Origin of the sequence: Bradyrhizobium sp. SZCCHNS30572, from assembly GCF_032484415.1 — a bacterium.
Lineage (GTDB): Bacteria > Pseudomonadota > Alphaproteobacteria > Rhizobiales > Xanthobacteraceae > Bradyrhizobium.
In genome coordinates, this window is record NZ_JAUESY010000008.1 from 106,478 (window position 1) to 132,369 (window position 25,892).

General features: G+C 66.1%; 21 protein-coding genes, 1 other RNA gene and 1 pseudogene. 9 read left to right on the forward strand and 14 right to left on the reverse strand.

Features of this window, described 5'->3' with window-relative positions:
• Positions 1-86 precede the first annotated feature (86 nt).
• From ssrA to QX048_RS23060, 7 genes and pseudogenes are all read left to right on the forward strand, one after another.
• Positions 87-441: a transfer-messenger RNA gene (ssrA, locus tag QX048_RS23030) on the forward strand.
• 261 nt (positions 442-702) lie between these two features.
• The gene (locus QX048_RS23035) at positions 703-1,233 is read left to right on the forward strand and encodes an SspB family protein (RefSeq protein WP_315752475.1); all 531 of its coding nucleotides are present in this window, start codon (positions 703-705) and stop codon (positions 1,231-1,233) included.
• A gap of 96 nt (positions 1,234-1,329) precedes the next feature.
• Entirely contained in the window at positions 1,330-2,754 is a 1,425-nt protein-coding gene (fumC, locus tag QX048_RS23040) for a class II fumarate hydratase (RefSeq protein WP_315713369.1), read from the forward strand.
• A 238-nt stretch (positions 2,755-2,992) separates the two neighbouring features.
• Positions 2,993-3,178, forward strand: coding sequence for a DUF4169 family protein (locus QX048_RS23045; RefSeq protein ID WP_315713370.1), 186 nt, complete (start codon positions 2,993-2,995; stop codon positions 3,176-3,178).
• Positions 3,178-3,465: a ribbon-helix-helix domain-containing protein gene (locus QX048_RS23050; RefSeq protein WP_315713371.1), complete on the forward strand. Its 288-nt coding sequence runs from the start codon at positions 3,178-3,180 to the stop codon at positions 3,463-3,465. Before QX048_RS23045 ends, QX048_RS23050 begins: the two co-directional genes overlap by 1 nt.
• Positions 3,466-3,572: 107 nt before the next feature.
• Complete coding sequence (locus QX048_RS23055) at positions 3,573-3,848, forward strand: ferrous iron transport protein A (protein WP_315713372.1); 276 nt, start codon at positions 3,573-3,575, stop codon at positions 3,846-3,848.
• A gap of 20 nt (positions 3,849-3,868) precedes the next feature.
• Positions 3,869-5,737, forward strand: a pseudogene (locus tag QX048_RS23060) (ferrous iron transporter B); the annotation flags it as partial.
• Here the strand turns inward: QX048_RS23060 and QX048_RS23065 are convergent.
• Positions 5,726-6,514, reverse strand: a complete 789-nt coding sequence (locus tag QX048_RS23065; RefSeq protein WP_315713374.1) for an NAD(P)H-dependent oxidoreductase — start codon at positions 6,512-6,514, stop codon at positions 5,726-5,728. The pseudogene QX048_RS23060 and the gene QX048_RS23065 overlap by 12 nt on opposite strands.
• 90 nt (positions 6,515-6,604) lie before the next feature.
• On the opposite strand from QX048_RS23065, the gene QX048_RS23070 reads away from it, so the two are divergent.
• Entirely contained in the window at positions 6,605-7,528 is a 924-nt protein-coding gene (locus QX048_RS23070; RefSeq protein WP_315825246.1) for a LysR family transcriptional regulator, read from the forward strand.
• Position 7,529: 1 nt separating this feature from the next.
• Here QX048_RS23070 and QX048_RS23075 read toward each other — a convergent pair whose 3' ends face one another.
• The 13 genes from QX048_RS23075 to QX048_RS23135 form a co-directional block, all read right to left on the reverse strand.
• A complete protein-coding gene (locus QX048_RS23075) occupies positions 7,530-9,401 on the reverse strand; it encodes a bifunctional sugar phosphate isomerase/epimerase/4-hydroxyphenylpyruvate dioxygenase family protein (RefSeq protein WP_315825247.1) in 1,872 nt (623 codons plus the stop codon).
• Positions 9,398-10,135, reverse strand: coding sequence for an ABC transporter ATP-binding protein (locus QX048_RS23080; protein ID WP_315713377.1), 738 nt, complete (start codon positions 10,133-10,135; stop codon positions 9,398-9,400). Before QX048_RS23080 ends, QX048_RS23075 begins: the two co-directional genes overlap by 4 nt.
• Before the next feature lie 10 nt (positions 10,136-10,145).
• Positions 10,146-10,889: an ABC transporter ATP-binding protein gene (locus QX048_RS23085; protein WP_315825248.1), complete on the reverse strand. Its 744-nt coding sequence runs from the start codon at positions 10,887-10,889 to the stop codon at positions 10,146-10,148.
• Positions 10,886-11,884 carry a branched-chain amino acid ABC transporter permease gene (locus QX048_RS23090; protein ID WP_315713379.1) on the reverse strand — a complete coding sequence of 333 codons (999 nt, stop codon included), beginning with the start codon at positions 11,882-11,884 and terminating at the stop codon, positions 10,886-10,888. The genes QX048_RS23085 and QX048_RS23090 overlap by 4 nt, the downstream gene beginning before the upstream one ends.
• A complete protein-coding gene (locus QX048_RS23095) occupies positions 11,881-12,756 on the reverse strand; it encodes a branched-chain amino acid ABC transporter permease (RefSeq protein ID WP_315713380.1) in 876 nt (291 codons plus the stop codon). Before QX048_RS23095 ends, QX048_RS23090 begins: the two co-directional genes overlap by 4 nt.
• A gap of 71 nt (positions 12,757-12,827) precedes the next feature.
• Positions 12,828-13,967, reverse strand: coding sequence for an ABC transporter substrate-binding protein (locus QX048_RS23100; protein ID WP_315713381.1), 1,140 nt, complete (start codon positions 13,965-13,967; stop codon positions 12,828-12,830).
• A 79-nt stretch (positions 13,968-14,046) separates the two neighbouring features.
• Positions 14,047-14,928: a shikimate dehydrogenase gene (locus tag QX048_RS23105; protein ID WP_315713382.1), complete on the reverse strand. Its 882-nt coding sequence runs from the start codon at positions 14,926-14,928 to the stop codon at positions 14,047-14,049.
• A 121-nt stretch (positions 14,929-15,049) separates the two neighbouring features.
• Positions 15,050-15,991 carry a LysR family transcriptional regulator gene (locus tag QX048_RS23110; RefSeq protein ID WP_316200741.1) on the reverse strand — a complete coding sequence of 314 codons (942 nt, stop codon included), beginning with the start codon at positions 15,989-15,991 and terminating at the stop codon, positions 15,050-15,052.
• A gap of 31 nt (positions 15,992-16,022) precedes the next feature.
• A complete protein-coding gene (locus QX048_RS23115) occupies positions 16,023-19,796 on the reverse strand; it encodes an AsmA-like C-terminal region-containing protein (RefSeq protein WP_315752463.1) in 3,774 nt (1,257 codons plus the stop codon).
• A 168-nt stretch (positions 19,797-19,964) separates the two neighbouring features.
• The gene (locus QX048_RS23120) at positions 19,965-21,197 is read right to left on the reverse strand and encodes a cytochrome P450 (RefSeq protein ID WP_315713385.1); all 1,233 of its coding nucleotides are present in this window, start codon (positions 21,195-21,197) and stop codon (positions 19,965-19,967) included.
• Positions 21,198-21,269: 72 nt separating this feature from the next.
• Positions 21,270-22,571: an MFS transporter gene (locus tag QX048_RS23125; protein WP_315752462.1), complete on the reverse strand. Its 1,302-nt coding sequence runs from the start codon at positions 22,569-22,571 to the stop codon at positions 21,270-21,272.
• Between the two features lie 797 nt (positions 22,572-23,368).
• Entirely contained in the window at positions 23,369-24,181 is an 813-nt protein-coding gene (locus tag QX048_RS23130) for a class III extradiol ring-cleavage dioxygenase (RefSeq protein ID WP_316200740.1), read from the reverse strand.
• 214 nt (positions 24,182-24,395) lie between these two features.
• Positions 24,396-24,830: a DoxX family protein gene (locus QX048_RS23135; protein ID WP_316200739.1), complete on the reverse strand. Its 435-nt coding sequence runs from the start codon at positions 24,828-24,830 to the stop codon at positions 24,396-24,398.
• 102 nt (positions 24,831-24,932) lie between these two features.
• Between QX048_RS23135 and QX048_RS23140 the strand changes: the two genes are divergently transcribed.
• The gene (locus QX048_RS23140; protein ID WP_316200738.1) at positions 24,933-25,850 is read left to right on the forward strand and encodes a LysR family transcriptional regulator; all 918 of its coding nucleotides are present in this window, start codon (positions 24,933-24,935) and stop codon (positions 25,848-25,850) included.
• The last annotated feature ends 42 nt before the right edge of the window (positions 25,851-25,892 follow it).

The window sequence follows — 25,892 nt, forward strand, 5'->3', positions numbered from 1 at the left end:
GTAGGAGGACGAAAACCAGACTGCCAAGGTCGAACCAGAGGTTCCCAGCAGCCGCCCACATTTTTGTCGCGCGCCGCGGCGTTTCGGCCCTGTGCATCCGCCGGCCGGCGGCCTATATAGGGGGTGCCGGCTTGCCGGCTATGGAAATAAATCGCCGTCGAAATAAACCATTCGGACCCGGGGGCGGTACCCGGCGCCTCCACCAAAGCCCACCGACGGATGGGTTTTGGCGGGGGCGAAATAGGATCGACGAGGGCGTAAAGGGCGAGCTTTTTCCCGGTATTGTTCCGCCGTTATCGGGCTACTGCAATAGTTGCCAACGACAACTTTGCTCCGGTTGCTCAGGCTGCGTAACGCAGTTTGAAAGACCACCTTAAAGTCCTAACGGGTTAAGCTCCGTTAGGCGGGGTTCGGAGGCACCTGGCAACAGAAGCCTCCACTTTCACTTGCCCCGCTTTGGCCGGTCTCCCCGTCGCGGGCCGTGCTGTCCCCAGTTTTTTGGCGCGTCATCCGTTCATTCCTCCGTTGACCGGACTTCCGCCAGCTTCTACCCGTTCCCATATCTGGCGATCGACCGGCATGGCTGCTGACCTCGGCACCGATGCCGGGTACGATGTGACTGACGCGAGTCGGGAATGCTGCTGCCTGCCGGGCGCGGCCGCTCGACACGTCGGGCGCAGCCCTCACGATACAGGACCGATCATGGCGACGGATCATATTCGATACGATGTGCTGGCGCGCGACGCGTTGCGCGGGGTGCTGCGCCGGGTGCTGACCGACGCTGCTGCCCATGGTCTCCCGGGCGAGCATCATTTCTTCATCACCTTCGTGTCCAAGGCCGAGGGCGTGAAGCTGTCGCCGCGGCTGCTCGCGCAATATCCGGAGGAGATGACGATCATCCTGCAACACCAGTTCTGGGATCTGGTGGTTTCGGAGGATCGGTTCGAGGTCGGCCTGTCGTTCGGCGGCATCCCTGAGCGCCTCGTGGTGCCGTTCCACGCGATCAAGAGCTTCTTCGATCCGTCGGTGCAATTCGGACTGCAGTTCGAGCCGTCGGAGGCGATTGCCGAGACGCCGCCAGCTCCGAAGCTGCCGGCCGCACCGGCGCCATCGGCCATCGCCGGTCCGCAGCCTGCGACACCGGCCGAGACCAGCGACGACAAGCCGCTCCCGCCAGCCTCGCCGGGAGAAGGCGCCGAGGTCGTGCGCCTGGACCGTTTCCGCAAGAAGTAGGCGCATTCGCCGCGCGCGGAACGCCGGTTGGACCACGAGATTGAAGCATGCTTGAACCGGTCGACGCCGGTTCACCACCAATCATGGGCATGCTTCATGGCACATTCAGCAAATCCATCATCGCACGGAGCGACGCGCACGGAGACCGACAGCTTCGGCCCGATCGAGGTCGCCGCCGATCGCTATTGGGGCGCGCAGACCGAGCGCAGCCGTCAGAATTTCCGCATCGGCCACGACCGCATGCCGATCGGCATCGTGCACGCGCTTGCGCTGGTGAAGATGGCCGCGGCCCAGACCAACCGCGAGCTCGGCCAGCTCGAGCCGCGCATGGCGGACGCCATCGTCCAAGCGGCGCAGGAGGTCATCGACGGCAAGCTCGACGACCACTTTCCGCTGGTCGTCTGGCAGACCGGCTCGGGCACCCAGAGCAACATGAACCTCAACGAGGTGATCGCCAATCGCGCCAGCGAGCTGCTGGGGGGCGAGCGCGGCACCAAGAAGCCCGTTCATCCGAACGACCACGTCAACATGAGCCAGTCGTCCAACGACTCGTTCCCGACCGCGATGCACATCGCCGCAGCGCGCGCGATCTCGGGCCATCTGGTGCCGGCGCTGTCGGAGCTGCTGGCGGCATTGCGCGCCAAGCAGGAGGCGTTCGCGGACATCGTCAAGATCGGCCGCACCCACACCCAGGACGCCACGCCGCTCACGCTGGGGCAGGAGTTCTCCGGCTACGCCGCGCAGGTCGAGAGCGCGATCGCAAGAATCGAGATTGCGGCGCGGGATCTCCTGCCGCTGGCGCAGGGCGGCACCGCCGTGGGCACCGGCCTGAACGCGGATCCGAAGTTCGCAAAGCTGTTCGCCAAGCATGTTGCCGACATCACCGGCCTGCCCTTCACCAGCGCGGCCAACAAATTCGAGGCGCTCGCGTCCAACGACGCCTATGTGTACACCCATGGTGCGCTGAATGCGGCGGCCGCCGGCCTGTTCAAGATCGCTAACGACATCCGCTTCCTCGGCTCAGGCCCGCGCTCCGGATTGGGAGAATTGATCCTGCCGGAGAACGAGCCGGGCTCCTCGATCATGCCGGGCAAGGTGAACCCGACGCAGTGCGAAGCGCTCACGATGGTGTGTTGCCAGGTGTTCGGCAATCACACGGCGATCACCATGGGCGGCAGTCAGGGTCATTTCGAACTGAACGTCTACAAACCATTGCTTTCACATTGCATGATGCAGTCCATACAATTACTAGGTGATTCAGCACGTTCATTCAGCGAACATTGCGTAACCGGTATTCAGGCCGACGCTGCTCGCATTCGCGAGCTGATGGAGCGCTCGCTGATGCTGGTGACAGCGCTTGCGCCGAAGATCGGCTACGACAACGCTGCCAAGGTCGCGAAATCAGCGCATCAGCGCGGCACCACGCTGAAACAAGAGGCCTTGCGGCTCGGTCTCGTCTCCGAGGACGAATTCGACCGCCTCGTTCAACCCGAGAGGATGACAAGGCCGGGGCGAGCGTAGCGGTAGCCCCGTAGTACTACGGGGGGTGATGCAATTCTCGCTGTTAACCCCTAAAGGATACTCTCGACTACAAGTTCTGCTGCGTTTGTTGAGTAAACAAATCCCGCTCGCAACGACGCGAATGGCCATCGAACTATCAGGGAGCGATGACATGATTGTCTGGAGAACGCCTGGGCTCATCCGCGCAATGCGCATGCTCTCGTCGCGACGTTCGATGGCTTAGATGATTGGAGCAAGCATGGGTGATGTCATCAACTTGAAGCGTTTCAGAAAGCGCGTGGAGCGCGATCAGGAAGCGAAGGTCGCCGAAAGCAACCGCGCTCGCTTCGGCAGGACGAAGTCCGAACGCGCAACTGACGCCCAACGCGACAAGCGCGCGAACGAATTACTCGATCAACATCGTATCAATGGCGAGGACGCGTGATGAAGTCGCCCGTCGTAAAACGTTCAATCGTGGTCGCAGGCCACAAGACCAGCGTCAGCCTCGAAGAGGCCTTCTGGAACGGCATGAAGGAGATTTCGGGTCTCCGTAACATGACCCTGTCCGAGCTGGTCGGAGAGATCGACAACAATCGCCAGCAGGGCAACCTGTCCTCGGCGATCCGGCTGTTCGTGCTCGACCACTTCAAGAGCCGCGCCGCAGCGTCTTCAGGCCTCGAGCCGAAGGCGGCGGTGGACACCCGGCACACGGCAGCCGCCGCGGCTCCTTGAGGCAGATCAGACGGCGATCCGCCCGGCCTGTTTAAAATCGCTCTAAGATGCCGCGGCATTTAACATGCCGCGCTTGACCTCTTGGCACGCGATTGAAAATACAGGCTATGAGCGAAATTTGCGATACAAGGCCGCCTCAGCCGCTCGGTCTCGCCCGGCGAGGCTATACCGGAACAATCCAGCATCTGGCTGCGGGCGGCGCGAGCTCGTCCCTGCCGGACGTCGAATTGGAGAGCCGGCTGATCGAACTGGGCTTCGTCGAGGGCGCCCGGGTCGAAATCCTGCATGAGGGGATCGTCGGGCGCGATCCGATCGCCGTGCGTGTCGACAACATCACCGTCGCGGTCCGCCGGCGCGAGGCCATGGCCGTCATCGTGGCATAGGCCGCGCGGAAAGCGTCGTCATGGAAAGCCCTCTGCTGCATCTGGCCCTGGTGGGTACGCCCAACAGCGGCAAGACCTCGCTGTTCAACGCGCTGACGGGAAGCCGCCAGAAGGTCGCGAACTATCCCGGGGTCACGGTCGAGCGCAAAGAGGGCGCCTTCGTCACCCCGCAGGGCCGCCAGGTCTCGCTGGTCGACCTGCCCGGCACCTATTCCTTGCGCGGTCGCAGCCCTGACGAGGAAATCACCAGGGATTTCGTGCTGGGACGTGCCACCGGCGAGGTCCTGCCCGACCTGGTGTTGTGCGTTGCCGACTCCACCAACCTCAGGTTGACGATCCGGCTGCTGCTCGAGCTCAAGAGCACCGGCCGGCCGCTGGCGCTCGTGCTCAACATGTTCGACATCGCCAAGCGGCGCGGCGTAACGGTCGACGTCTCCGCGCTGTCGCAGGCGCTGGGCGTGCCGGTCGTGACGTCGATCGCCGTGCGCAAGGGCGGCACCGACGACCTGCTGCGGCTGACCGACGAGCTCCTGGCCCAGGCGGCCGCGGCCACCGGAGAGCGCGCCAACACCTGGCGTCCCCTCACGGTCCCGGAGCTGCGCGCCACCCAGCGCGAGGCCGACCGTATCATCGCGGAGACGGTCAGCCTGCCCGAGCGGCCCGATACCTGGACCGCCCGGATCGATGCCATCGCGCTGCATCCGGTCGGCGGCCTGCTGATCCTGCTGGCGATCCTGTTCGTGATGTTTCAGGGGGTGTTCGCCTGGGCCCAGCCGCTGATGCAGGTGCTATCGGCGGCTTTTGATGCGCTCGGCCAGCTCGTTCACGACGAGCTTCCCGAAGGCCTGCTGCAGAGCTTCCTGCAGAACGGGGTGATCTCCGGCGTCGGCAGCGTCATCGTCTTCCTGCCGCAGATCATCATCATCTTCCTGTTCATCCTGCTCCTGGAAGATTTCGGCTACATGGCGCGCGCGGCGTTCCTGATGGACCGCATCATGGGCGGCGCCGGGCTGCATGGCCGCGCCTTCATCCCGCTGCTCTCGAGCTTTGCCTGCGCCATTCCCGGCATCATGGCGACGCGCGTGATCGACAACCGGCGCGACCGGCTCACCACGATCCTGATCGCGCCGCTGATGACCTGCTCGGCGCGGATCCCGGTCTATACGCTGATCATTTCGGCCTTCATCCCGCCGACCAAGATCTGGGGCCTGGTCAACCTGCAGGGCCTGGTGATGTTCGGGCTCTACGCCGCCGGGATCATCAGCGCGCTGCTGGTGTCGTTCCTGGTCAAGTTCTTCCTGATGCGCGACTACCAGCCGGCGCCGTTCATGCTGGAGCTGCCGGACTACAAGATGCCGCGGTTGCGCAGCATCGCGATCGGCGTCTACACCCGCGCCAAGATGTTCTTGCAGCGCGCCGGCACCACGATCTTCTCGATGATGGTGCTGATCTGGTTCCTGGCGTCGTTCCCGCAGCCGCCGGAGGGCGCGACCGAGCCCGCGATCAATTACAGCCTCGCGGCGATGATCGGCCAGGCGATCGCCCCCCTGCTCTCGCCGGTCGGCTTCAACTGGCAGATCGCGGTGGCGCTGGTACCCGGCATGGCCGCCCGCGAAGTCGCAGTCGCCGCGCTCGGCACCGTCTATGCGATCGAAGGCGGCAAGGAGGCCGCCGAGCAGATCGGACAGGTGCTGGCCAGCAAATGGAGCCTCGCCACGGCGCTGGCGCTGCTCGCCTGGTACATTTTCGCCCCGCAATGCGCCTCGACGCTCGCCGTCATCCGCCGAGAAACCGGCAGCTGGCGCTGGATGGCTGTCACCTTCTTCTACATGTTCGCGCTGGCCTATGCGGCGGCGTTCGCGACCTACCACATCGCGTCAGCGCGCGGCGTCGACATGCAGCGCGAAGCCGCGCGCGTCCGGCGCGCCGAGCTCAGGACGAAGCTGCATCGACGGGATCAGATAGTCGCCGTGGTTCTGCCGCCGGTACGGAATCGGCTGATCCGTGAACAGCGTCCGCATCCGCGCGCGCAGTCGGTCAGCGATCTCAACAAATCCGGCCTCGTCGATCCGGCTCGCCTTGTGCGCCACGAAGGCCGGCAGCACGTCGAAGCCGGGATAGAACAGGATGCCATGGTTGATCGGAAACAGGAGATCGTCGATCGGCCCGTTGATGCCGCGCGCCGAATAGTGCTCCTCCCAGCCGCCGGTGGTCACGACCAGCATCGCGCGCTTGCCGGCAAACACACCCTCGCCATAGCGGTTGCCCCAGCGCTTGTCGCTGTGCTCGCCGACACCATAGGTGAAGCCGTAGGAATACACCCGGTCGACCCAGCCCTTGAGAATCGCGGGCATCGTGAACCACCACAGCGGGAACTGCAGGATGACCGCGTCGGCCCACAAGAGCTTCTCTTGTTCGGCCCTGACGTCGTCAGTGAGCGTGTGCGTCTTGAAGGCCTCGCCCGACGCGGTGGCAACGTTGAGGCGCGCATCCGGCGGCAGTTGCGGAAAGTCGGCGCGATCCGCAGCCGCCTTCCAGCCGATCGCATAGAGATCCGAGACCCTGACCTGATGGCCTTGAGATTCGAGCTCGGCAACCGTGACGTCGCGTAGGGCACCGTTGAGCGAGCGGGGGTCGGGGTGGGCGAAGACGAGCAGCACATTCATGGCCTTGATCCCTTTGCTGGAACAGCCGGAACATAGACGCGCGCCCACCTATCCACTATATGGCATATATCGATAACATTATGCTGATTTATGGATAAGTCAGGCATCAGCCTCATCAACATGCGCAGTTTCGTCCGGGTTGCCGAGCGCGGCAGCCTGTCGGCCGTGGCGCGCGAGCTCGGGCTGGGCCAATCCACCATCTCGCGTCACCTTCAGGAATTGGAGGATGCGACCGGCGTGCCGCTGCTCAGCCGCACCACCCGGCGCGTGACCCTGACCGACGAAGGCAGCCGCTATTACGCGAACTGCGTCCAGATCCTCCGCCTGATCGACCAGGCCGGCGACGAGGCACGCGGTGCGCGTGGCGCCGCCGCCGGCACGATCCGGATCTCCTGTACGGCGGCCTTCGGGATCCTGCACATCACGCGGCTCGTCTTCGCGTTCCAGGATCGCTACCCGGACATCGCGATCGATCTCAATTTGACCGACGAGCGCATCGACCTCGTGCGGGAGGGTGTCGACATCGCACTGCGTCTCGCTCCGCTCACCGACAGTTCTCTGAAGCTGCGGTCGCTCGGCTACTCGCACCGGCTTCTTGTCGCCTCGCCGGACTATCTGGCGAAACGCGGCACGCCGCGCACGCCGCAGGAGCTGATCGGGCATGACGGCATCCGCATGACCAACGTCGCGGGCAGCGAGTCGCTCGTCGTCATGGGACCCGACGGAGAACGCCATGAGGTGCCGTTCAGAGGCTGCTTCCGCACCAATCACGGACTCGCGGTTCGAGAGGCCGTGCTGTCCGGGCGCGGAATCGGCGGGAGCCATGCGTGGCTGGTCGACGACCTCATCGCGGCTGGCAGGCTGACGGTCATCCTGCCCGACCACCGTCTGCCATCGACTCCCCTCAACATGCTGATCGTCCCGGAGCGCGCCGGCATCGCGCGCGTGCGGCTGCTGATCGACTATCTCGCCGAGGAGATCGTCGGCCTGCCCGGCATCCGGCCCGAGCCCTGAGCTAAAGCCGCGGCATCGCGTCCGGCCGTACCTCGCGGGCCTGCGCGGCCAGCCGGATCGCGGCATTGGCCGCACCGAAGCCCTGATAGTTGCGCCGCTGCACGATCTCGAAGAAGAAGCGCTCCTCGAAGATATGGGTGTAGACTTGGAAGAACTCGGCGTCGCCGTCGCGGTCGTACAGGATCTCGTTGGCACGGAGCGCTGCGATCGTCTCGGGCGCAAGATCATACTTGGCTTCGAGATCGTCGTAATAGTTGTCGGGAATGTCGAGGAAGCCGGCACCACGGGCGCGCATCTCGGCCACGGCCGCGAAGATGTCGTCGCAGGAGAACGCGATGTGCTGGACGCCGGAGCCGAAGAACTCGGAGATGAAGCGCGACGACAAGGTGCGCGTCGCCGTGGAGCCGTTGAGGATGAAGCGCAGGCTGCGATCGCCGTTGACGATCGCCTGGCTCTGCACGAGGCCTCTGGGATCGGCGATCTCCATCTGCGGCAGGCGGGAGAAGTCGATCAGCCCGGCATAGAACAGCAGCCAGGACAGCATCTCCTCATGCGGCATCGACTGGGCGATGTGATCGACCGCGACGAGACGGTCGGTGCTCTTGTCGCTGGCGACGGCTTCGAAATCGACGTCCCAGTGCCGCCCGTGGGTATCCAGGAAGTACAGCAGGCTGCCGCCGACACCATGGATCGCCGGGATCTCCAGCTCGCCCGGCCCGACCGGCTGGGTGAAGGTGCGCGTCTTCAAGGACTGCGCCCGCGCCATGGCACGAGCGGCACTGTCGACGTCCAGCGCCAACGCGCAGACACCAGCCCCATGCGTGACGTAGTGTGAATGCGCAAAACTGGCCGGCTCGCAGTTGATCACCAACTCGATTGCGCCCTGGGACCAGCGCTGCACCGCCTTGCTGCGATGACGCCCCGTCTTGCGGAAGCCAAGCTGTCCGAACAGTCTCGCCAGAGACTCCGCTTTGTCCTCGCTGACCGCGAACTCGACGAAGCCGATGCCGTGGCTCTTGACCCGAGGCTCGAAGCGCGCGGCCGATGACGCCGGCGTCTTTCCAGCGAGGTCGTCCTGCAACAGCAGCAGCGAGCGCATGCCATCGAGCGCGGTGCGCGGCGCCGAGCCGGCGCGGAACTGATCGTTGAAGATCTCCAGCGACAGCGGCCCGGAATAGCCGGTCGCGGCGACCGCCTCCATGAACGCGCCTACCGGCAGATCGCCCTGCCCCGGAAAACTGCGAAAATGCCGGCTCCAGGACAGCACATCCAGTTCGAGCTTCGGCGCATCGGCAAGCTGCACCAGGAAAATCTTGTCGGCCGGAATCGCGCGGATCGCGTTGGTCGGCAGCGCCGGCGCCAGCGCATGAAAGCTGTCGAGGATGACGCCGATCGCCTTGTGATCGGCGCGGCGGACGATTTCCCAGGCATCGCGATAGTCATGGACGTGGCGGCCCCAGGCCAGCGCCTCGTAGCCGACGCGCAAGCCGCGCTTCGCGGCGCGCTCGCCGAGCTCGTGGAAATCGGCGGCGGCCCGGTCGATGCCGCCGAGCGAGGCCGGCGACACGCTGCTGCAGATCAGCAGCAGATCGGTGCCGAGTTCCTGCATCAGGTCGAACTTGCGCTCGGCGCGGATGAAGTTGCGCGCGCGCTGCGGCTCCGGCATGCCCTCGAAATCGCGGAACGGCTGATAGGCGCAGATCGCAAGTCCGAGGTCGCGGCACATCTGCCCGATCTCGCGCGGCCGCATCCCGAACGCGACGAGATCGTTCTCGAAGATCTCGACCGTATCGAAGCCGGCGGCGGCGATCGCCTTGAGCTTCTCGTCGAGCGCGCCTGAGATGGAGACCGTTGCGATCGAGCGCTGGTTCATGCCGCCGTCTCCTCCATCGCGCCGCCCAGGAACAGCTGGCCGATGCGCGGATCGGCCAGCACGCGGTCGGCCTTGTCGATGATGCGGGTGCGGCCGAGCTCGAGCACGATGCCGTAGTCGGAGATCTCCAGCGCCGAGCGCGCATTCTGCTCGATCAGGAGCACCGAGACGCCGCGGTCGCGCAATTGTTTCAGCATGTCGAAGGTCTGCTGCACCATCAAGGGCGACAGGCCGATGGAGGGCTCGTCGATCAGCACGAGCTGCGGCTCGAGCAGAAGCCCGCGCGCGATTTCGAGCTGCTTCTGCTCGCCGCCTGACAGGGTCGAGGCCTGCCGGTCCGCCTTCCTGCGCAGCACGGGAAAGACGTCGAGCGCCGCCTCGACACGGGCGGCCAGATCGAACTCGCGCGGTGCGGCCACGCCGCCGAGCTCGATATTGTGACGGACCGACAGCTCGCCGAAAATGTTGCGGCCCTGCGGGATGTAGCAGATGCCGGCGCCGAGCAGCGCGCGCTGGCTCAAGCCGGTGACGTCGCGGCCCTTGAAGACCACCTTGCCTTCGCGCAGCTTGAGCAGGCCGAAGATCGCCTTGAACACGGTCGACTTGCCGGCGCCGTTCGGACCGATGACGGTGGTGATCGAGCCCGCCGGCACCGAGAAGGTCGTGCCGTTGAGGATCGTCATCTTGCCGTAGCCGCCGACGAGGTTCTGGACGTCGAGAATGGGATCGCTCATCGCCGTCTCCTCAATGTCCGAGATAGGCTTCGATCACGGCCGGGTTGGCCCTGATCTCGTCGGGCTTGCCGATCGCCAGCACCTTGCCCTCCGCCATCACCATGACGCGCGAGCACAGCGACATCACGAACTCCATGTTGTGCTCGATCACCACGAAGGTGGCGCGGCGTTCGCGGTTGATCGCGATCAGCCGCTCCTTGAGGTCGCCCAGCATGGTCGGGTTGACGCCGCCTGCAGGCTCGTCGAGCAGCACCAGCCGCGGGCCGCCCATGAAGGCCATGGCGGCATCGAGCAGCTTCTGCTGACCATAGGACAAGCCACCGGCCGGCTCGTTGGCGAGATGCTCAAGCTTGAAGAAGCCGATCATCTGATCGGCCGTCTCCGTGAGCCCCGCATCCGACGGGCCGAACAGGCGCGACAGCATGCTGCCGCGATGCTCCTGGCCCGCGAGGATCAGATTGTCGCGCACCGACAGTTTCGGGAACACCTGCAGCAGCTGAAATGTGCGGCTGACGCCGAGGCGGTTCAGCTCGGACGGGCGCTGGCCGGTGACGAGCTTGCCGTCGACCCTGACCTCGCCCGCGCTCGGCACCAGCTGGCCGAGGATGCAGTTGAACAAGGTCGACTTGCCGCAGCCGTTGGGGCCGATGAGACCGAGGATTTCGCCCTCGTGCACGTCGAAGCTGACGCCGTTGACGGCGGTGATTCCGCCGAAGCTCTTCTTGACGTCGCGTACGTCGAGAACTGCGGTCATCGCACGGCCTCCAGCTTGGACTGAGCCGCGGCCCGCAACGCGGACGCCGCCTGGGTTCGCCGTGAGCTGAGATAGCGGTCGAGGATGCCGAGAATGCCGCTCGGCGAATAGATCAGCAGCACGATCACGGCGGCCGCATAGAGCATCAGATAATAGCCTTCCGCGAAGCGCAGCCACTCCGGCAGCAGCACCGCGATCATGGCGCCGAGGAACGGTCCCAGCATGAAGCCGGCCCCGCCGACGATGACCATCATCAGGAGGTCGAGCGAGAGCTGCAGGTTGAACGGTACGGGATCGACATATTGCGTCAGCGGCGCATAGAGCACGCCGGAGATGCCGCCGAGCACCGAGCCGATCGCGAACGCCATCAGCGTATAGCGGCGCGTGTCGATGCCGAGCGATTGCGCCCGGATCGGATTTTCGCGCAGCGCCATGAAGGCGCGGCCCCAGGGCGAGCGGATCAGCCACCACATCGCGAGCGTCACGAGGCCGAGGGAGCCGAGACAGAGATAGTAGAACGGCAGCGGCTTGCGGGTCGGGAAGCCGAAGATGTCGGGACGTGGAATGTTGCTGATGCCGTAGATGCCGTTGGTGAGCCAGCTCTCGTTGCGGAACACCAGGAACGCCAGCGTCGAAAACGCGAGCGTGACGAAGGCGAGATAGTGATGCTGAACGCGCAGCGCCGGATAGCCGAGGAGCCAGCCGACGATGAAGCAGATCAAGATGACGAGGCCGAGCGCGGCAATCAGCGGCCAGCCATGCGTGGTCAGGATCGCCGCCCCATAGGCGCCAATGCCGACGAAGGCGCCCTGCGCCAGCGACACCTGCCCGGCGTAGCCAAGCGTAAGGTTCAATCCCATCGCTGCGATGGTCATCACCGCCCACTGGCTCAGGATGTACAGGCCGTAGCGGTTGAAGTTCATCGGGATGATGATCAGACCCGCAATGACCACGACGGCCAGCGCGACGAGAAGCAGTCTGCTGTGCTTGCTCATACCGTACGCTCCTCGGCGCGTCCGAGCAGGCCCTGCGGCCGGAACAGGATGACAAGGATCAGCAGCACCATCGGAACGGCGGCGCGATACTGGGTGGAGACGTAGGCCGCGGCGAGGTTGTCAACGACGCCGATCAGGAGACCGCCGGCGATGGCACCGCGCACCTGGTTGAAGCCGCCAACGATCGCGGCGATGAACGCCGCCTGCCCGAGCACCTCGCCGCTGGAGAACTTCGCGAGATAGATCGGCGTGATCAGCAGCGACGCCAGCGCGACCAGCACGGCATTGATCAGGAAGGTCAGGAGGATCATACGCTCGACGGGCACGCCGATGATGCGCGCCACCGTGGGATTCTGCGCGGCCGCCTGCATCTGATGGCCGAGCGAGGTGCGGTTCAACAGCGTGGTCAATCCGATGACCGCGAGGATCGCGACGGCGAGCACGCCGAGGCTCTGCAGCGAAATCGCCCGGCCCAGGACGGTGACGTCACCTACCGGCACGATCGAAGGGAAAGGCGAGGCCTCGGCGCTGAAGAACTGCTTCACCGCCTCCTTGATCCCGACCGCCAGCGCCATGGTGGCGATCGCCAGCGGCAGCACGCCATGCCGCAGCATCGGATCGACCAGCAGCATCTTGAAGGCGAGACCGAGCAGAAGTGCCGACAACAGGATGCCGACGAGAACCGCGAGCCAGAACGGCGCGCCGAGATGCATCACCGCGAGCATCAGGAAGGCCGGCAGCATCACGAACTCGCCCTGGGCGAAGTTGATGGTCTGCGAGGTCTGCCACAGCAAGGTGAAGCCGACGGCAACGAGCGCGTAGATGGCGCCGGTGGCGAGACCCGCCACGATCAGGTCGAGCAGATTGGACATCGTTTCCCCCTAAGCCTTTGGGTGACGGCGGCACTGGCATCCCCTCCGGCGCCGCCGGTCGACCGTTGTCCTCAGTTGAGCTTCGGCAGCACCTGCTTGACGACCTGCTTGCCTTCGACCACCTCGACCAGGAAGCCCTGGCGATCGATGTCGCCATTCTGATCGAAGGTGACGTCCATCAGGATGTTCGGCTCGGCCGATGTCTTGATGGTCAGGCCGTGCAGCGTATCGGCAAACGCCTTGGAGTCGACCTTGCCCATCTTCTCGGTCGTGGCCTTGACCATGTAGATGGCGAGATAGCCCTTCAGGCCGTTATGGTCGGGCACGTAGTTGTACTTCTTCACGAAGCGGTCGCGGAACGCCTTGATGGCCTCGACCGGCGCATCGGTGGTGAGGCCGACATGGCCGCGAGCCCCGTTGGCCGCATCACCGGCGAGCTCGATGACCTTCTGGCCGACCAGCGTGGTCTCGCCGATCAGCGGCGCCGTCACGCCCTGGCGCTTGATCTCCTTGAGGATGCGCGCGCTCTCTTCCTCGTTGACATAGATGAAGACGGCATCCGGCGCGGCCGCCTTGATCTTGCTGACGTCGGCGGCGAAGTCGGCCTGGCCGGCTTCGGTCGACAGGTCGGCCGCGACCTTGATGCCGAGGCGGTTGAACTCCTTGGTGATGACGTCGCGTCCGCCGCGGCCGAAGTCGTTGTTGACCCAAACCACCGCCACCGACTTCGCCTTGATCTCGTCGTTGATGTACTTGGCGACCTTCGGCATCGACGATTGCTGGCCGAACGAGGTGCGGAACAGGAACTTGTTGCCGGCCTGCGTCAGCTCGGCCGCCTCGCCGCCCATGATCTGCGTGATGCCGGCTTCGGCCGCCAGCGGCGCCGTCACCTTCACCGATCCGGAATAGCCGGGCCCGAGCAGCACATAGGGCTCGGCGTCGAGCGCCTTCTGCACCTGGGCACGGGCGACGCCGGGGTTCGACTGCGAGTCGGCGTGGCTCACCTCGATCTTGCGGCCGAGAATGCCGCCCTTGGCGTTGATCTCCTCGACCGCGAGGTCGATGCCGTTCTTCCAGTTGGTGCCGACGGTCGCGCCACCGCCGGACAGCTCGGCGACGTTGGCGATCTTGATGGGGGCACCGGACTGCGCGTAGGCGGCTCCGGACAGCAGCACGGCCGAGCACAGTCCGGCCAGGATGATCGATCTCACGTTGTTTCCTCCTCTGCTTTAAACGCTTGTTTGCGTTTCTTGCTTGAACGACTTGTTCCGCCGCGTATTGGCGGTCGGCTCAGGCGGCGTCAACCGCCGGATATCTCTCCGCCATGTGATTGTCGAAGGCCGCCCCCATCGCCTCGGTCGAAGGCACAAGGTCGGTGAACAATTCGAAGGCGTCCGCGGCCTGGTAAATCGCGAGCTCGCGGCCGAGCAGGACCTGAGCGCCCTTGGCCCTGGCGGCTTTCAGCAGCGGAGTCCAGAGCGGAGAATAGACCGCGTCGGCGACCCAGAGGTCGGCACGCAGCAAGTGATCCGGCACCGGCGTACCGCGGTTCGGCAGCATCCCGATCGGTGTGCCGTTGACGACAGCCACCGCTCCCTGAAGCGCGTCTTCGACGCTGTCGACGACAGTCACCGTGGTGCCGGCAGGCAGCAGGCTCGCGAGCTTCGCGGCGCGCGCCCGCTCGGTGTCATAGATCCGCAGCCCAGCGACTTTGAGGTTCGCAAGTGCGAAGGCAATCGCCTTGCCGACTCCGCCGGCCCCGATCAGCGCCACGACGCCGCGATGGCTCTGGCTGACCAGCGGCGCCACCGCGCGCTCGAAGCCGGTGGTATCGGTGTTGTGGCCGATCAGCCGGCCGTCGCGGACGACGACGGTATTCACGGCGCCCATCGCCGCCGCCTTCGGCGCCAGCTCGTCGAGCAGCTCGACCACGGCTTCCTTGTAGGGATAGGTCACGTTGACGCCGGCAAAGCCGAGCCGGCGCACGCCCTCCAGCAGCATCGCCAGTCCGGCACGATCCGCGCCGGCGACCTCGATCAGCTGATAATGGCAGCGCACGCCGAGCGCCGCCGCGGCGTGCTCATGCATGGCGGGAGAGGCCGAATGCGCGATCGGGGCACCGATCAAGCCGGTCAGGAATTTTCGGGCTTTGAGCGCGGAAAGATCAGGCACGTTCGCTTTTGTCTCTTGCTGCTGTGACGTGCGAGCGCCGCACGCGCGGATTTCGTTGCAGACGATAGCGCGTCCGCTCGCTAACACAATTACTCAAATATCGGCTGAACCTAACATCATGTTATTTTTTGCCGCCACCGGATTTCGCCGGTTTGGCCACCTGACGTCGGCCGGGCTCCAGCGCGCGCATCTCCGCGCGCAAGCAGTCGATGAAGTGTTCGGCGTAGAGCGACAGCGGCGTACCGCGCTTGACCGCGATGTAGGTGTCGAACCGCGTCGGCTCGGCGATCTTGATCAACTCAATGCCGGGATAGCCGCCATGCGCGACCGTGAACTGGTCGATCACAGCGATGCCGAGCCCGGCCTTCACCAGCGCGCAGACTGTGGTGCCAAAGCGCGCCTTGATCGAGATATTGTAGCTGAGTTTGTTGCGCGCGAAGATCTCGGCCATGATCCGGCCGTAGGGGTCGTTGGGATCGATGCCGATCAGCGGATAGCGCGTCATCTCGGCAGCCGAGACCTGTTTGCGGCCGGCGAGCTCGTGTCCCGGCGGCACGATGCAGAACAATTCGCCTGAGGCCAGCGGCAGGAATTCGAGCCCGGAATGATCGAGCCGGTAGCTCATCGCCACGCACTCGCCCTTTCCCAGCATCAGATAGTCGATCGCCTCCTCGATCTTGAGGACGTTGATGTCGATGCCCAAATCAGGATAGCGGCGGCGGACGCGCTCGATCGCGCGCGGCACCATCACCTGGGAGATGCTGGGCACCGAGCCGACGCGCAGTTCCGACAGCGCGCCACGGCCGATGTTGGAGATGATGTAGCTGAGATCGTCGACCTTCTCGTAGACGCTGTTGATCTGCTCGAAGATGTTCTGCGCCTCGGGCGTCGGGAAGTAGCGGCCGTTCTGGCGCTGGAAGAAGCGGATGCCGAGCGAGCGCTCGGTGTATTTCACCAGACGGCTGACGCCCGGTGCCGACACCTTTAGCAGGCGCGCGGCGCCGTTGATGGTGCCCGTCACCATGACCGCGCGAATGACCTCGACCTGTCGCAAGGTCATCATCGGCGCGGTCTCCGCACGCCGTCAGCCGGCATCATGGACTGCCCGGCGGCGTCAGCACGACCGGCGGACGCGGCACCGGCCGTGGGCGCGGCGGCAGCGCACCCGGCGCGGGCTTGATCTCGACCGGCGGCGGCAAGGGCGCGACCTGCGGCTGGCTCGATGCCATCGGTGCCGCCGGCTGAGGCGCAGGGGCGGGAGCCGAGAGCGGCGGGGTCAGCGGCGGCACGACGGCGCGCGGACCACCGAGCTTGGTGCGCGGCTCGCGCCGCGGATCACGACCGGGCAGCGGCACGTCGGCCGCGCTCGGTGCCGCCGGGCCAGCCTCGGGTGCACCGGGCAGCGACGCCGTCGACGACGGATAGGCCGGCGGCACCTCGCCGCGCGCGATCGCATCCAGCCGCCGCGTCTCGCGATCGATGGCACGCACCGCCAGCCACGACGACAGCGAGGTGACGTCGACCGCGCGCGTCAGCGCCTCGGACGTCCCGACCACGAACAGCTGGATCTCGGGACGGCTATTGGCATTGCCGACCGTGCTCGTGCTCAGGCTGACGCGAATGTCGGCCTGATCGGCCGGAATGTCGAAGCCACCGGAGACGATGGCACGGGCGCCCTGCGCTTCGAGCGTGGTGGCGCCGACACGCAGCCGGCCATCGCGGATGATGAAGGGGATCTGCGCAGCCGTGACCGGCAACGTCCCCGATGCCAGCACCGGCTCGATCACCTGCCGCAACTTGCCGTCGTCGCTCACCTGGCCTGCGTCGGCCGCGCGCAACGCCGCATCGAACGCCCGCGGGTCGAGATTGGGGAGCGCCGCATTGTCAAGCGTCACCGTGCCATTGCCCGAGAGCGCATTGATCATTGCCTGCACGCTGCGTCCTTCGGCGGCGAGCGTCATCTGCGCCGAAACCTTGCCGGCCGGCATCTTCAGGCTGTGATAGCGTAGCGCGTTGCCGTCAATACCGGCCAACTCGACGCGGCCGTTCAGGACGAGACCATTCGCGTTGGAGCGCGCATCCACGGTCGCGTTGACGTCGCCGCCGCCGAGCTTGCCCTTGAGATTCTCGATGGTCAGCGACTGGCCGTCGCTCTTGATGGCGCCGCCCAGCGGACGCAGATCAGTGCCGTTCAGAATGGCGCCGCTGAGGGCCTGAAACGAGACGCGTCCGCGCCATCCCTTCAAGAGACCGGCGCCCAAAGGCTCGGCCGACTCACGCCCGGCCCCGCCGATCAGCACCGAGAACACTTGCGGCACGTCGAGCGCGTCCAGCCCGAGTTCGCCGTCGATCTGCTTGTCGTCATCGAGCACCAGCGCGAGCCGGCCACGCAGCCGCGATCCGCCGACCGTGCTGTCGATGTCGTCGAGCGTCACGCGATTGTTGGAAAGACCAAGACGGCCGAACAGCCGGATGTTCTGCGCCGCCGGATCCTGCGGCTTCAATCCGAACAACGGCGACAGGTTGGCGCTGCGCAGGCGCAGATTGACGTTGGCCTTGGCGGTGTCGCCCCAGGGATCGACGGAGCCTTGCGCATCGCCATCGAGACCGGCGCCTGACAGCTTCGCATTCACCCGCAGCGGCGTCCGCCAGCTGCCGGTCACGCTGGCGTCGAACTGGGCCGGACCGTTGCCCGCCGCCGCGACGCGATCGAGTCCGAGCAGCGCCAGCACGGCACTGCCCTGCTCCGACGACACCCGGCTCTCGATTCCAAGCTCGGTTCGATCGATCGCATCGAGCTCGAAGCTGCGCAGCGCCGCCGCCGACGGTTTTGCCGTCAGCGTCGCCGAGCCCTTGAGTTGCGGCGCGTCGAGATCGAGCACCGCCTTGGCCTGGCTGCGATCGGCATTGGCCGGATCCTTGGCGAGATCGAGCGTGAGCTTCAGCCGGGCGGCACCGGCAGGCGTGCCGAGCGCATCGAAGCGGGCGGCGATCTGCGGCGCCAGCGGCTGCACCAGCGCAGTGATCTCCTTGAGCGAGCCGGCCATCGAGGTCACCACCAGCCGCCCGGTTGCATCGGCGCGATCGAACCGGCCGGAGCCCTCGCTCGTCACGCCGCTGCTTTGGCCGAACTTGATCTGGTCGATGGCGATGGTCTTGGGATCGTAGGAAAAGCGCGCGGTGAGCGGACGCAGCTCCTGGCCGCTGAGCTTGGCGCGGCCGACGTCCAGCGCCACGCTGGCCTCCGCCGGCCACTCGCCGGTAACGCCGACCAGCGAACGGGTCACGGCCATCGCCGCGTCGAGATCGAGCCGATCGCCCTTCAGCACCGCCTCGAAACGCGAGCCCGGCCCCGCTGGCCGGTTGACGAGGGCGACGCGTCCATCAACGGAGCCGCCGTCGATGTCGGCCTTGAGGCTGTCGATCGCGACCCGCTCCGGCGCCACGTTGAGGTCGCCACGCAGCCGCAGCGGACGCTGCGTGCGATAGCTGCTGTCGCTGCGGCCCTGCAGCCAGGCCACCAGCGTGTCGGGCTCCGACGATTCGAGATCAAGCGCGCCGGTGAAGCCCGATGTGACCGAGGTCGAGATGCCGATGGTCCGGAAGGTCAGCCGTGTCGAGCCGGGCGCGCGCAGATCGACCTTTTCGAGGCTCCATGCCGAAGGCTCGTTGTGGAGGTCGGCAGTAAAGTTCTGCACCGGGCGGCCGGAAAGCATGATCTGCTCGGTCGCGAACTGCACGTTGGCCGGCATCGGCAGGGTCGGCAGTTGTGCGATCCAATTGCGCAGCGCCGGCAGCACCAGCGCGGGCGCGATCGCCCGTCGATCCTTGATGTCGTCACCGCCGGCCAGGAGCTTGTCGGCATCGAGCTGGCGTGCGGACAGTGAGGCTTTCAGCACGGGGGCGGCGCCGAAACGGACGTCGCCGCTGCCCGCGAATTTGAGCGAGCGATCCTCCTGGCCGAAGCTGACCTCGATCTGGTCGAGCTTGGCCGACGCCTGGTCGCCGACGATCTTGGTGGCGATGCGCCAAGGCGTCGCGCCGGCCTGGTTCAGCGGACCCGCCTTGGCCTGTTGAGCCTGCTTTGCGGATGGCTCCTTCACAGGCTGGGCGGGCTTGTCGTTGTCGGCGCCCTGCTCCTTCGGGGGCGACGACAGCGTCAGCGCGCCCTCGAACTTCGGCGAGCGGTTGGGGAAGCTGATGAGGCCTTCGATGTCGGCCATCACGGGACGCTCGCCCGGGTCGATGTTGAGGTGGACGCGCAGGCCGTTGGAGTCCTTGTCCTGGCTCGACGACACCCGGAACGGGTAGCGGCCGCCGCGGATCGACACCGCGCCATCGCCGCGCAGCGAACCGGCCAGCGAACGCACGTCGCCGGAGAAGACGATGTCGGTCAGTTCCAGCGTCGAGCGGCTGGCCGCGTCGTGCAGCGCGACACGGCCGGTGAGGTTGAGCCGGTCGATGGCGAGCGCGGCCAGATCGAAGCGGCCGGAGGCTGCCGGCAGGTCGACCTGACCCTTGGCATCGAGGCCGAGATCGGCCGCCATGCCGCCGATGGTAAGCTCGTTCGCCCGCCACTGCCCCCGCATGAGGTCGCCGAGGCTGAATTCGACGTCGAGCTTGTCGGCGCGCAGCTTGCCGAGGTGGTTGGCGCCGCCGAAGGTGACCTGGCGCAGCCGCAGCGTCGGCGTCGGCAAAAGCCGTGCGTCCAGCGCACCGGCGACCCGCACGGGCACGCCAATGATCTTGCCCGCCTCGGCCTCGAACTGCGGCCGGAACTGGTTCCAGTCGACGAAGTACGGGCCGATCAGCGCAGCAAGGAGCGCAAGGATGAAGGCAATCGCCAAGCCGAGCAGGGTCGTCTGCACGGGGTCTCCCTCAAAGGACAACGCTCCGGCGTCCCAACCTTAAAACCAATGCGGCCGCGGCCCACTGGCATCGATACCGGAGCGCTGCATCATATAGGATTAAGTATGGCGAAGTCACAGCGCTGTCGGTCTTTCCGGGGCGTTGGACAACTCCGTTGACGAAGATGGTTACCAGTGGGCCGGCAGCCGTTTGAGGCCGCGCAGCACGAAGGTCGGCCGCCAGTCCGGGTTGTCCGGATCGTCCAGCTTCAGCTCCGGCAGCCGCCGCAGCAGGGTTCCGATGGCGATCTCGGCCTCGATCCGGGCAAGCTGCGCGCCCAGGCAATGATGGATGCCGCCGCCGAACGACAGCGGCTTCACGTTTGGCCTGGTGATATCGAGCTGCTCCGGATTGTCCGGATACACCGCGGGATCGCGGTTGGCCGAGCCGAGCAGACACAGCACGCTCTCGCCCGCAGGAATCCGCCGGCCGCCGAGATCCTCGATATCCTCGAGCGCGACCCGCCCGGTGAGCTGCACCGAGGAATCGTAGCGCAGGAATTCCTCGATCGCGTTCGTGATCAGCTCCGGCCGCGCCTTCAAGAGCGCCAGCTGCTCCGGGTTGCGGTGCAGCGCCAGCAGGCCGTTGCCGATCAGGTTGACCGTGGTCTCGTGTCCCGCGCCGAACAGCAGGATGATGTTGGCGGTCAGTTCCTCATGGCTGAGCTTGGCACCGTCCTCCTCGGCCTGCAGCAGCTGCGTCGTCAGGTCGTCGCCCGGATGTTTCCGGCGCAGCTCGAACAGGTGCTGGAAATACGCCTTGGACACGGCATTGCCGGCATTGCCCTCGGCAATCTCGGCCTTGGACAGCGGCACCGGCTCGAGCAGGCGGCCGCCCTCGCGCGAGCTCTTGTAGAACGCCTCGCGATGCTCCTCGGGAATCCCAAGCATGTCGCAGATGACGGTGACCGGCAGCTTGAACGCGAAGTCCTCGATCAGATCCATCCGGCCCTGCGGAATCACCGCGTCGAGCGTGCGGTCGACGATCTCCTGGATGCGCGGCCGCATGTCCTCGACCCGCCGCGCCGTGAACGCCTTCACGACGAGGCCGCGCAGCCGGGTGTGGTCCGGCGGGTCCTGCTGCAGCATCCAATGCCGCATGCTTTGGAACACCGGCTCCTGCATGATGTCGGGGCCGTAGCGCCGAATCGAACGCGCGACGAAGTCCTTGCCGAAGCGCTTATCGCGCAGCACTAGGCTCGATTCCGCGTGCCGGCTGGCGAGGAACGCGCCGAACGGCGTCACATGCATCGGATCGTTGTCGCGCAGTTGCGCATAGAAGGGATAGGGATCGCGGATGAACTCCGGCGACAGCGGATTGAACAGCGGCGCGGCCTTGGCGGCCTGGACATGCTCGTTCATGGGGTTCCTCTCCCTGGATTGGCCGATTAGCTCACGGCCGCGGCGCGATGGCAAGTCGGCCCCGATCACACATCATGCCGCCGCCCCCGCCGTCTTTAACCTGTGCAACTGGCCGGCGACGAGGCGGACCCGGCGGGGGGCCGCGATCCAGATCGCCGCCGCCGAGACGAAGGCGCCGAGGAAGGCGATCACGAAGCCCGGCGTGTAGCTCAGGGTGTAGTCATACAGCACGCCGGTCACCCACGGCCCCGCTGCGCCGCCGCACAGCCCGATCAACATCAGCGTTCCGAAGATGCTGCCGAAATGCGCCCCCTGGAATATTTCCAGCGCGACCGCGCCCATCACCGAGGTCAGGCCGTAGCCCAGCGCGCCCTGCGTCGCCACCATGACGTAGATCAGCACCAGCGACGGCGCGGCCTTGAGCGCGATCAGCGCGGCGAAGCAGATCGCGAAGCCGAGACAGCCTAATCCCCACACCGCCTCGCGCCCCAGGCGATCCGACAAATGGCCGAGTGCGATCTGGCCGGGTATCCCGAGCAGGCTGACGGCCCCGAGCGCCCACACCGCGACGCTCGAGCTGAAGCCGATCTCGAGCAGGTATTTCGTCTGGTGCACCTGCACCGCGTACCAGACATAGAGCCCGAAGAAATAGCCCAGCGCGAGCCACCAGAACCGGCCCGTGCGCAGCGCGCGCGACAACGTCCAGTCGGTGCCGGCCCAGGCGGCGTCGACGACGTTGGAGACCGGCTTGGCCGCGTGGGCGAGCGGCGCGGCGTCGCCGTCGGGGCGCAGGCCGATCTCCTCCGGCTTCTTGCGCAGCAAGAGATTGATCGGCGCCAGCACGACCAGCACGACGATGCCCATCGCGGTGCAGGCCGTGCGCCAGTTGGTCTGCGCGATCATGTGCTGCACCCACGGCAACAGCGTCATCGAGCCGACGCCGACGCCGGCGAAGGCGATGCCGATCGCCAGCCCGCGGCGGCGAATGAACCAGTTCGGCAGGAACAAGGACTGGCCGGAATAGCCAAGGCAGACGCTGCCGGCGCCGACCATCACGCCGATGGTGAGGTACAGATGCCAGGGCTGCGTGGTCAGCGGCGCGAGCAGGAGACCGCCGGCCATCAGCACGACGCCGAGCTCCATTACGGCCCGCGGGCCGGTGCGATCCATCAGCCGTCCGATCAGCGGACTGACGATTCCGGAGGCAACGAAGCCGAACGAGAACGCGCCGGCGGTGACGCCGCGGTCCCAGCCGAATTCGGCGAGAACAGGCGGATAGAACAGCGAGAACGCCGTGCGTGCATTGACGCCGACGGCCATCGTCACGAAAGTCACGGCGACGATGACCCACCCATAAAAGAACGGCAGGCGCATTGTTGTTTCACTCCCTGGTGCATCCTTCGCATCATCTGCATGCGGAGGGGTCAAGGATTTTCTACGCCGCGCCATCCCGTGTCAGTTACCTCCGAGGTCATGTGTGCGGCGCACAGATTGGAGGCAGCTCCTCTCCTCCGTCATGGCGAGCGCAGCGAAGCAATCCAGACTCGTGCCGCGGAGAGATTCTGGATTGCTTCGCTGCGCTCGCAATGACGATTGTGGCGATAGCTTGAATCCATCGATCGAACAGACGCGCGTCTGCAATTCCGCGGCATGACATGCCCGGGCTGTGCAACGTCCGTTCACCCTCATCAATCAGGAGGGCGCAGGGAAGGCCGGGCGCTGGCCGCGCCCGTGGCCCGCCTGCTCAAAAAATGCAGGCGGCAGGTACCACAGGTTCAGCCGAGATCGCCCGGCCCTCCCTGCGCGATAGTCTTCACGCTTATATGCAGGCTTCCTGGCGCTCGGCTTGTTGGCCGCCATGCGCGACAACGCGTTTCACGCGTTGCGCGGTGATACCAGCGTCGAGGTATCAGAACCCTGCAACTTCACGTCCGCAAGAGCTTCGTTCGTCCGCACATCGAAAGGACATGCTGCGAGTTCTCGCGGCCACCGCTCCCCGCCTCGCGTGTCGTGACGATCGCGCGCAACGCCCCTCCGCAAGTGAGGCGGGATGCGCGGAAGGATCGCGGTGATTTGCCCGACGACGCAAGCGAAATCGTCTGCGACAAAGTAACCCGTCGGGCAAAATGAGCCCGACGGGCAGATGCAGATCGAACTAACAAGTCAACGGCTCACGCCGCAGCCTTCGCCTCGTCTGCGCCGTGGAACGCATACACGTCCATGCGCAGCACGCCGTAATTGGCGCTGTTGTGCAGGCGCTCCACGCGGGCGCCCTCGCCGGCGGCGCCGAGCGCGGCGAACAGCGGCAGGAAGTGCTCGTCGGTCGGATGGTTGTCGCGCGCGTGCGGGGCGAGACGGCGGTAGTCGACGAGATCATCGACGCGGCCCTCGATCGCGGCCTGGTGCACCCAGTCGGCGAAGTCGACCACCCAGGACGGCGCGGGATCGTCGATGTCGAGCCGGCGCTTGCGGAACTCGCCGAGATTGTGGGTGAAGCTGCCGCTGCCGATGATCAGCACGCCCTCCTCGCGCAGCGGCGCCAGCGCACGGCCGAGCGCGAGATGATGCGCAGGGCCCTGCTCGGTCTGGATCGAGAGCTGCAGCACCGGAATGTCGGCCTGCGGGTACATCAGGAGCAGCGGCACCCAGGCGCCGTGATCGAGGCCGCGCTCGCGGTCGATGCCGACCGGCAGGCCGGCCGCCTGCAACCGCGCCGCGACGGCCTGCGCGAGATCGGGCGCCCCCGGCGCGGGATAGCGCAACTGATAGAGCTCACGGGGAAAGCCGTAGAAGTCGTAGATGGTCTCGTTGGAGGCCACCGCATTGACGGCGGGGATGTCGGTCTCCCAATGCGCCGAGATCACCAGGATCGCCTTCGGCCGCGGCAGGCTGCCGCCGAGGCCGACGAGGAAGTCACGGGCGGCCGAATCCGTGAGCGGCAGCATCGGCGAGCCGTGCGACAGGAAGATGCTGGGCAGGGTCATGTCATGGCTCCTCGGGCGATATAGGGATGTCCACCTGTCAACCCAACCCACAGCCGTCGTCCCTGCGAAAGCAGGGACCCATACCGCGTGATCAGCATTTGAGGCAGGCTGCGCGTCGACCAGCGTGCTCGACCCAAGTCCGCTTGTGGTTATGGGTCCCCGCGTTCGCGGGGACGACACTGAGATTGTCGCGGCAGTCAACCAACCATGACGATCAGTGTGCGCTGCGGAGTTGACCGCCGGCAAGGCCGCTGCGAAGGCTGCCCAGCGCATAGGCGCCGTCGCCGAGCAGGGCCTGGATCACCAGCGTGACGGCCCAGAACGCCGGATACTCCCAGCCGCCCTTCGGATTGTTGAAGAAGAACCCGGCAGAGCCATGCACGGTGAAGATGGCGCCGAGCAGGATCGGCACGGCGGCGAGCGCGACCCAGCGGGTGGCGATGCCGAGGATCAGGGCAATGCCGGCCAGGATCTCGACGGCGATCACGAGATAGGCCAGCTCGGGCGGCAGGCCGATGCTGCCGAAGAACTTTGCGGTGCCGGCCGGGCTGAAGACGAACAGCTTGAGGCTGGCATGGGCCAGGAACAGCCCGCCGAGAGTGAGGCGGAGCAGGAGCGCGGCATAAGGCGCAGTACGGGAATCGATCATCGGGACCTCCGTGGGGACTTCCCGCCATATGGATCATTTCCCCTCAGACGATAATCCGCTACAATGGAAAATAAGTTCACACTCCAAGAGTGAGATGATCCAGTGTTGGACCGGCTGACCGGACTGGAGGTGCTCTCGAAGGTGGCCGGCTGCGGAAGCCTGTCGGGCGCGGCCCGCGTGCTCGGCATGTCGCCGACCATGGTGACAAAACACCTCGCGGCGCTGGAGACGCGACTCGGCACCAAGCTGTTTCACCGCACCACGCGCCGGCTGACCATCACCGAGGCCGGACGCCGCTATCTCGACCTTGCCGAGCGCGTGCTCGGCGACTTCGAGGCGGCCGAGAGCGCGATCGCGGCCGACCGCGTCGAGCCGCGCGGGCTGTTGCGCCTCAATGTCCCGCTCGCCTTCGGCACGCGCCAGATCGCGCCGCTGCTCGCCGGCTTCGCCGCGCTCTATCCCGGCGTCAGCGTCGAGCTCGGCCTCAACGACCGGCTGGTCGACCTGATCGAGGAAGGCTGGGATATCGCGATCCGCATCGGCACGCTCAAGGACTCCAGCCTGGTGGCGCGGCGGCTGGCGCCGTGCCGGATGATGGTGTGCGCCGCGCCGTCCTATCTCGCCGTGCATGGGACACCGCGCACCACGGCCGATCTCGCCGGTCACAACTGCCTCGGCTATACGCTGGCGGCGGCCGGCCCGTCGCGCTGGCGCATGGGCGGCAAAGCCGCGGTCGATGTCACCGTGAGCGGCAATCTGCGCGCCAACAATGGCGATGCGCTGCTCGCGGCGGCGTTGGCCGGACAGGGCGTGATCTACCAGCCGACCTTCATCGTCGGCGACGACATCCGCGCGGGCCGGCTGGTGCCGCTGACGCTCGAGGTGCCGCCCTCGGACCTGCTGGCGGTGCACGCCGTCTATCTGCCGGACCGCACGCCGTCGGCCAAGGTGCGCGCCTTCATCGACCACCTCGCCGCGGCGTTCGCGCCGGAGCCGCCCTGGGATCGCGATCTTGCGTGAGCGGACGAACAACTCGACCGTGATGCGCTCGGAGGCATCGAC

Bases quoted from the DNA above. Each gene is read 5' to 3' on its own strand.
- QX048_RS23085 (WP_315825248.1), bottom strand. From the start codon at position 10,889: ATGACCGCAGTTCTCGACGTACGCGACGTCAAGAAGAGCTTCGGCGGA.
- QX048_RS23070 (WP_315825246.1), top strand. From the start codon at position 6,605: ATGGATAAGTCAGGCATCAGCCTCATCAACATGCGCAGTTTCGTCCGG.
- QX048_RS23050 (WP_315713371.1), top strand. From the start codon at position 3,178: ATGAAGTCGCCCGTCGTAAAACGTTCAATCGTGGTCGCAGGCCACAAG.
- QX048_RS23110 (WP_316200741.1), bottom strand. From the start codon at position 15,991: ATGATGACCTTGCGACAGGTCGAGGTCATTCGCGCGGTCATGGTGACG.
- fumC (WP_315713369.1), top strand. From the start codon at position 1,330: ATGGCACATTCAGCAAATCCATCATCGCACGGAGCGACGCGCACGGAG.
- QX048_RS23075 (WP_315825247.1), bottom strand. From the start codon at position 9,401: ATGAACCAGCGCTCGATCGCAACGGTCTCCATCTCAGGCGCGCTCGAC.
- QX048_RS23090 (WP_315713379.1), bottom strand. From the start codon at position 11,884: ATGAGCAAGCACAGCAGACTGCTTCTCGTCGCGCTGGCCGTCGTGGTC.
- QX048_RS23065 (WP_315713374.1), bottom strand. From the start codon at position 6,514: ATGAATGTGCTGCTCGTCTTCGCCCACCCCGACCCCCGCTCGCTCAAC.
- QX048_RS23035 (WP_315752475.1), top strand. From the start codon at position 703: ATGGCGACGGATCATATTCGATACGATGTGCTGGCGCGCGACGCGTTG.
- QX048_RS23055 (WP_315713372.1), top strand. From the start codon at position 3,573: ATGAGCGAAATTTGCGATACAAGGCCGCCTCAGCCGCTCGGTCTCGCC.
- QX048_RS23080 (WP_315713377.1), bottom strand. From the start codon at position 10,135: ATGAGCGATCCCATTCTCGACGTCCAGAACCTCGTCGGCGGCTACGGC.
- QX048_RS23120 (WP_315713385.1), bottom strand. From the start codon at position 21,197: ATGAACGAGCATGTCCAGGCCGCCAAGGCCGCGCCGCTGTTCAATCCG.
- QX048_RS23130 (WP_316200740.1), bottom strand. From the start codon at position 24,181: ATGACCCTGCCCAGCATCTTCCTGTCGCACGGCTCGCCGATGCTGCCG.
- QX048_RS23135 (WP_316200739.1), bottom strand. From the start codon at position 24,830: ATGATCGATTCCCGTACTGCGCCTTATGCCGCGCTCCTGCTCCGCCTC.
- QX048_RS23095 (WP_315713380.1), bottom strand. From the start codon at position 12,756: ATGTCCAATCTGCTCGACCTGATCGTGGCGGGTCTCGCCACCGGCGCC.
- QX048_RS23045 (WP_315713370.1), top strand. From the start codon at position 2,993: ATGGGTGATGTCATCAACTTGAAGCGTTTCAGAAAGCGCGTGGAGCGC.
- QX048_RS23125 (WP_315752462.1), bottom strand. From the start codon at position 22,571: ATGCGCCTGCCGTTCTTTTATGGGTGGGTCATCGTCGCCGTGACTTTC.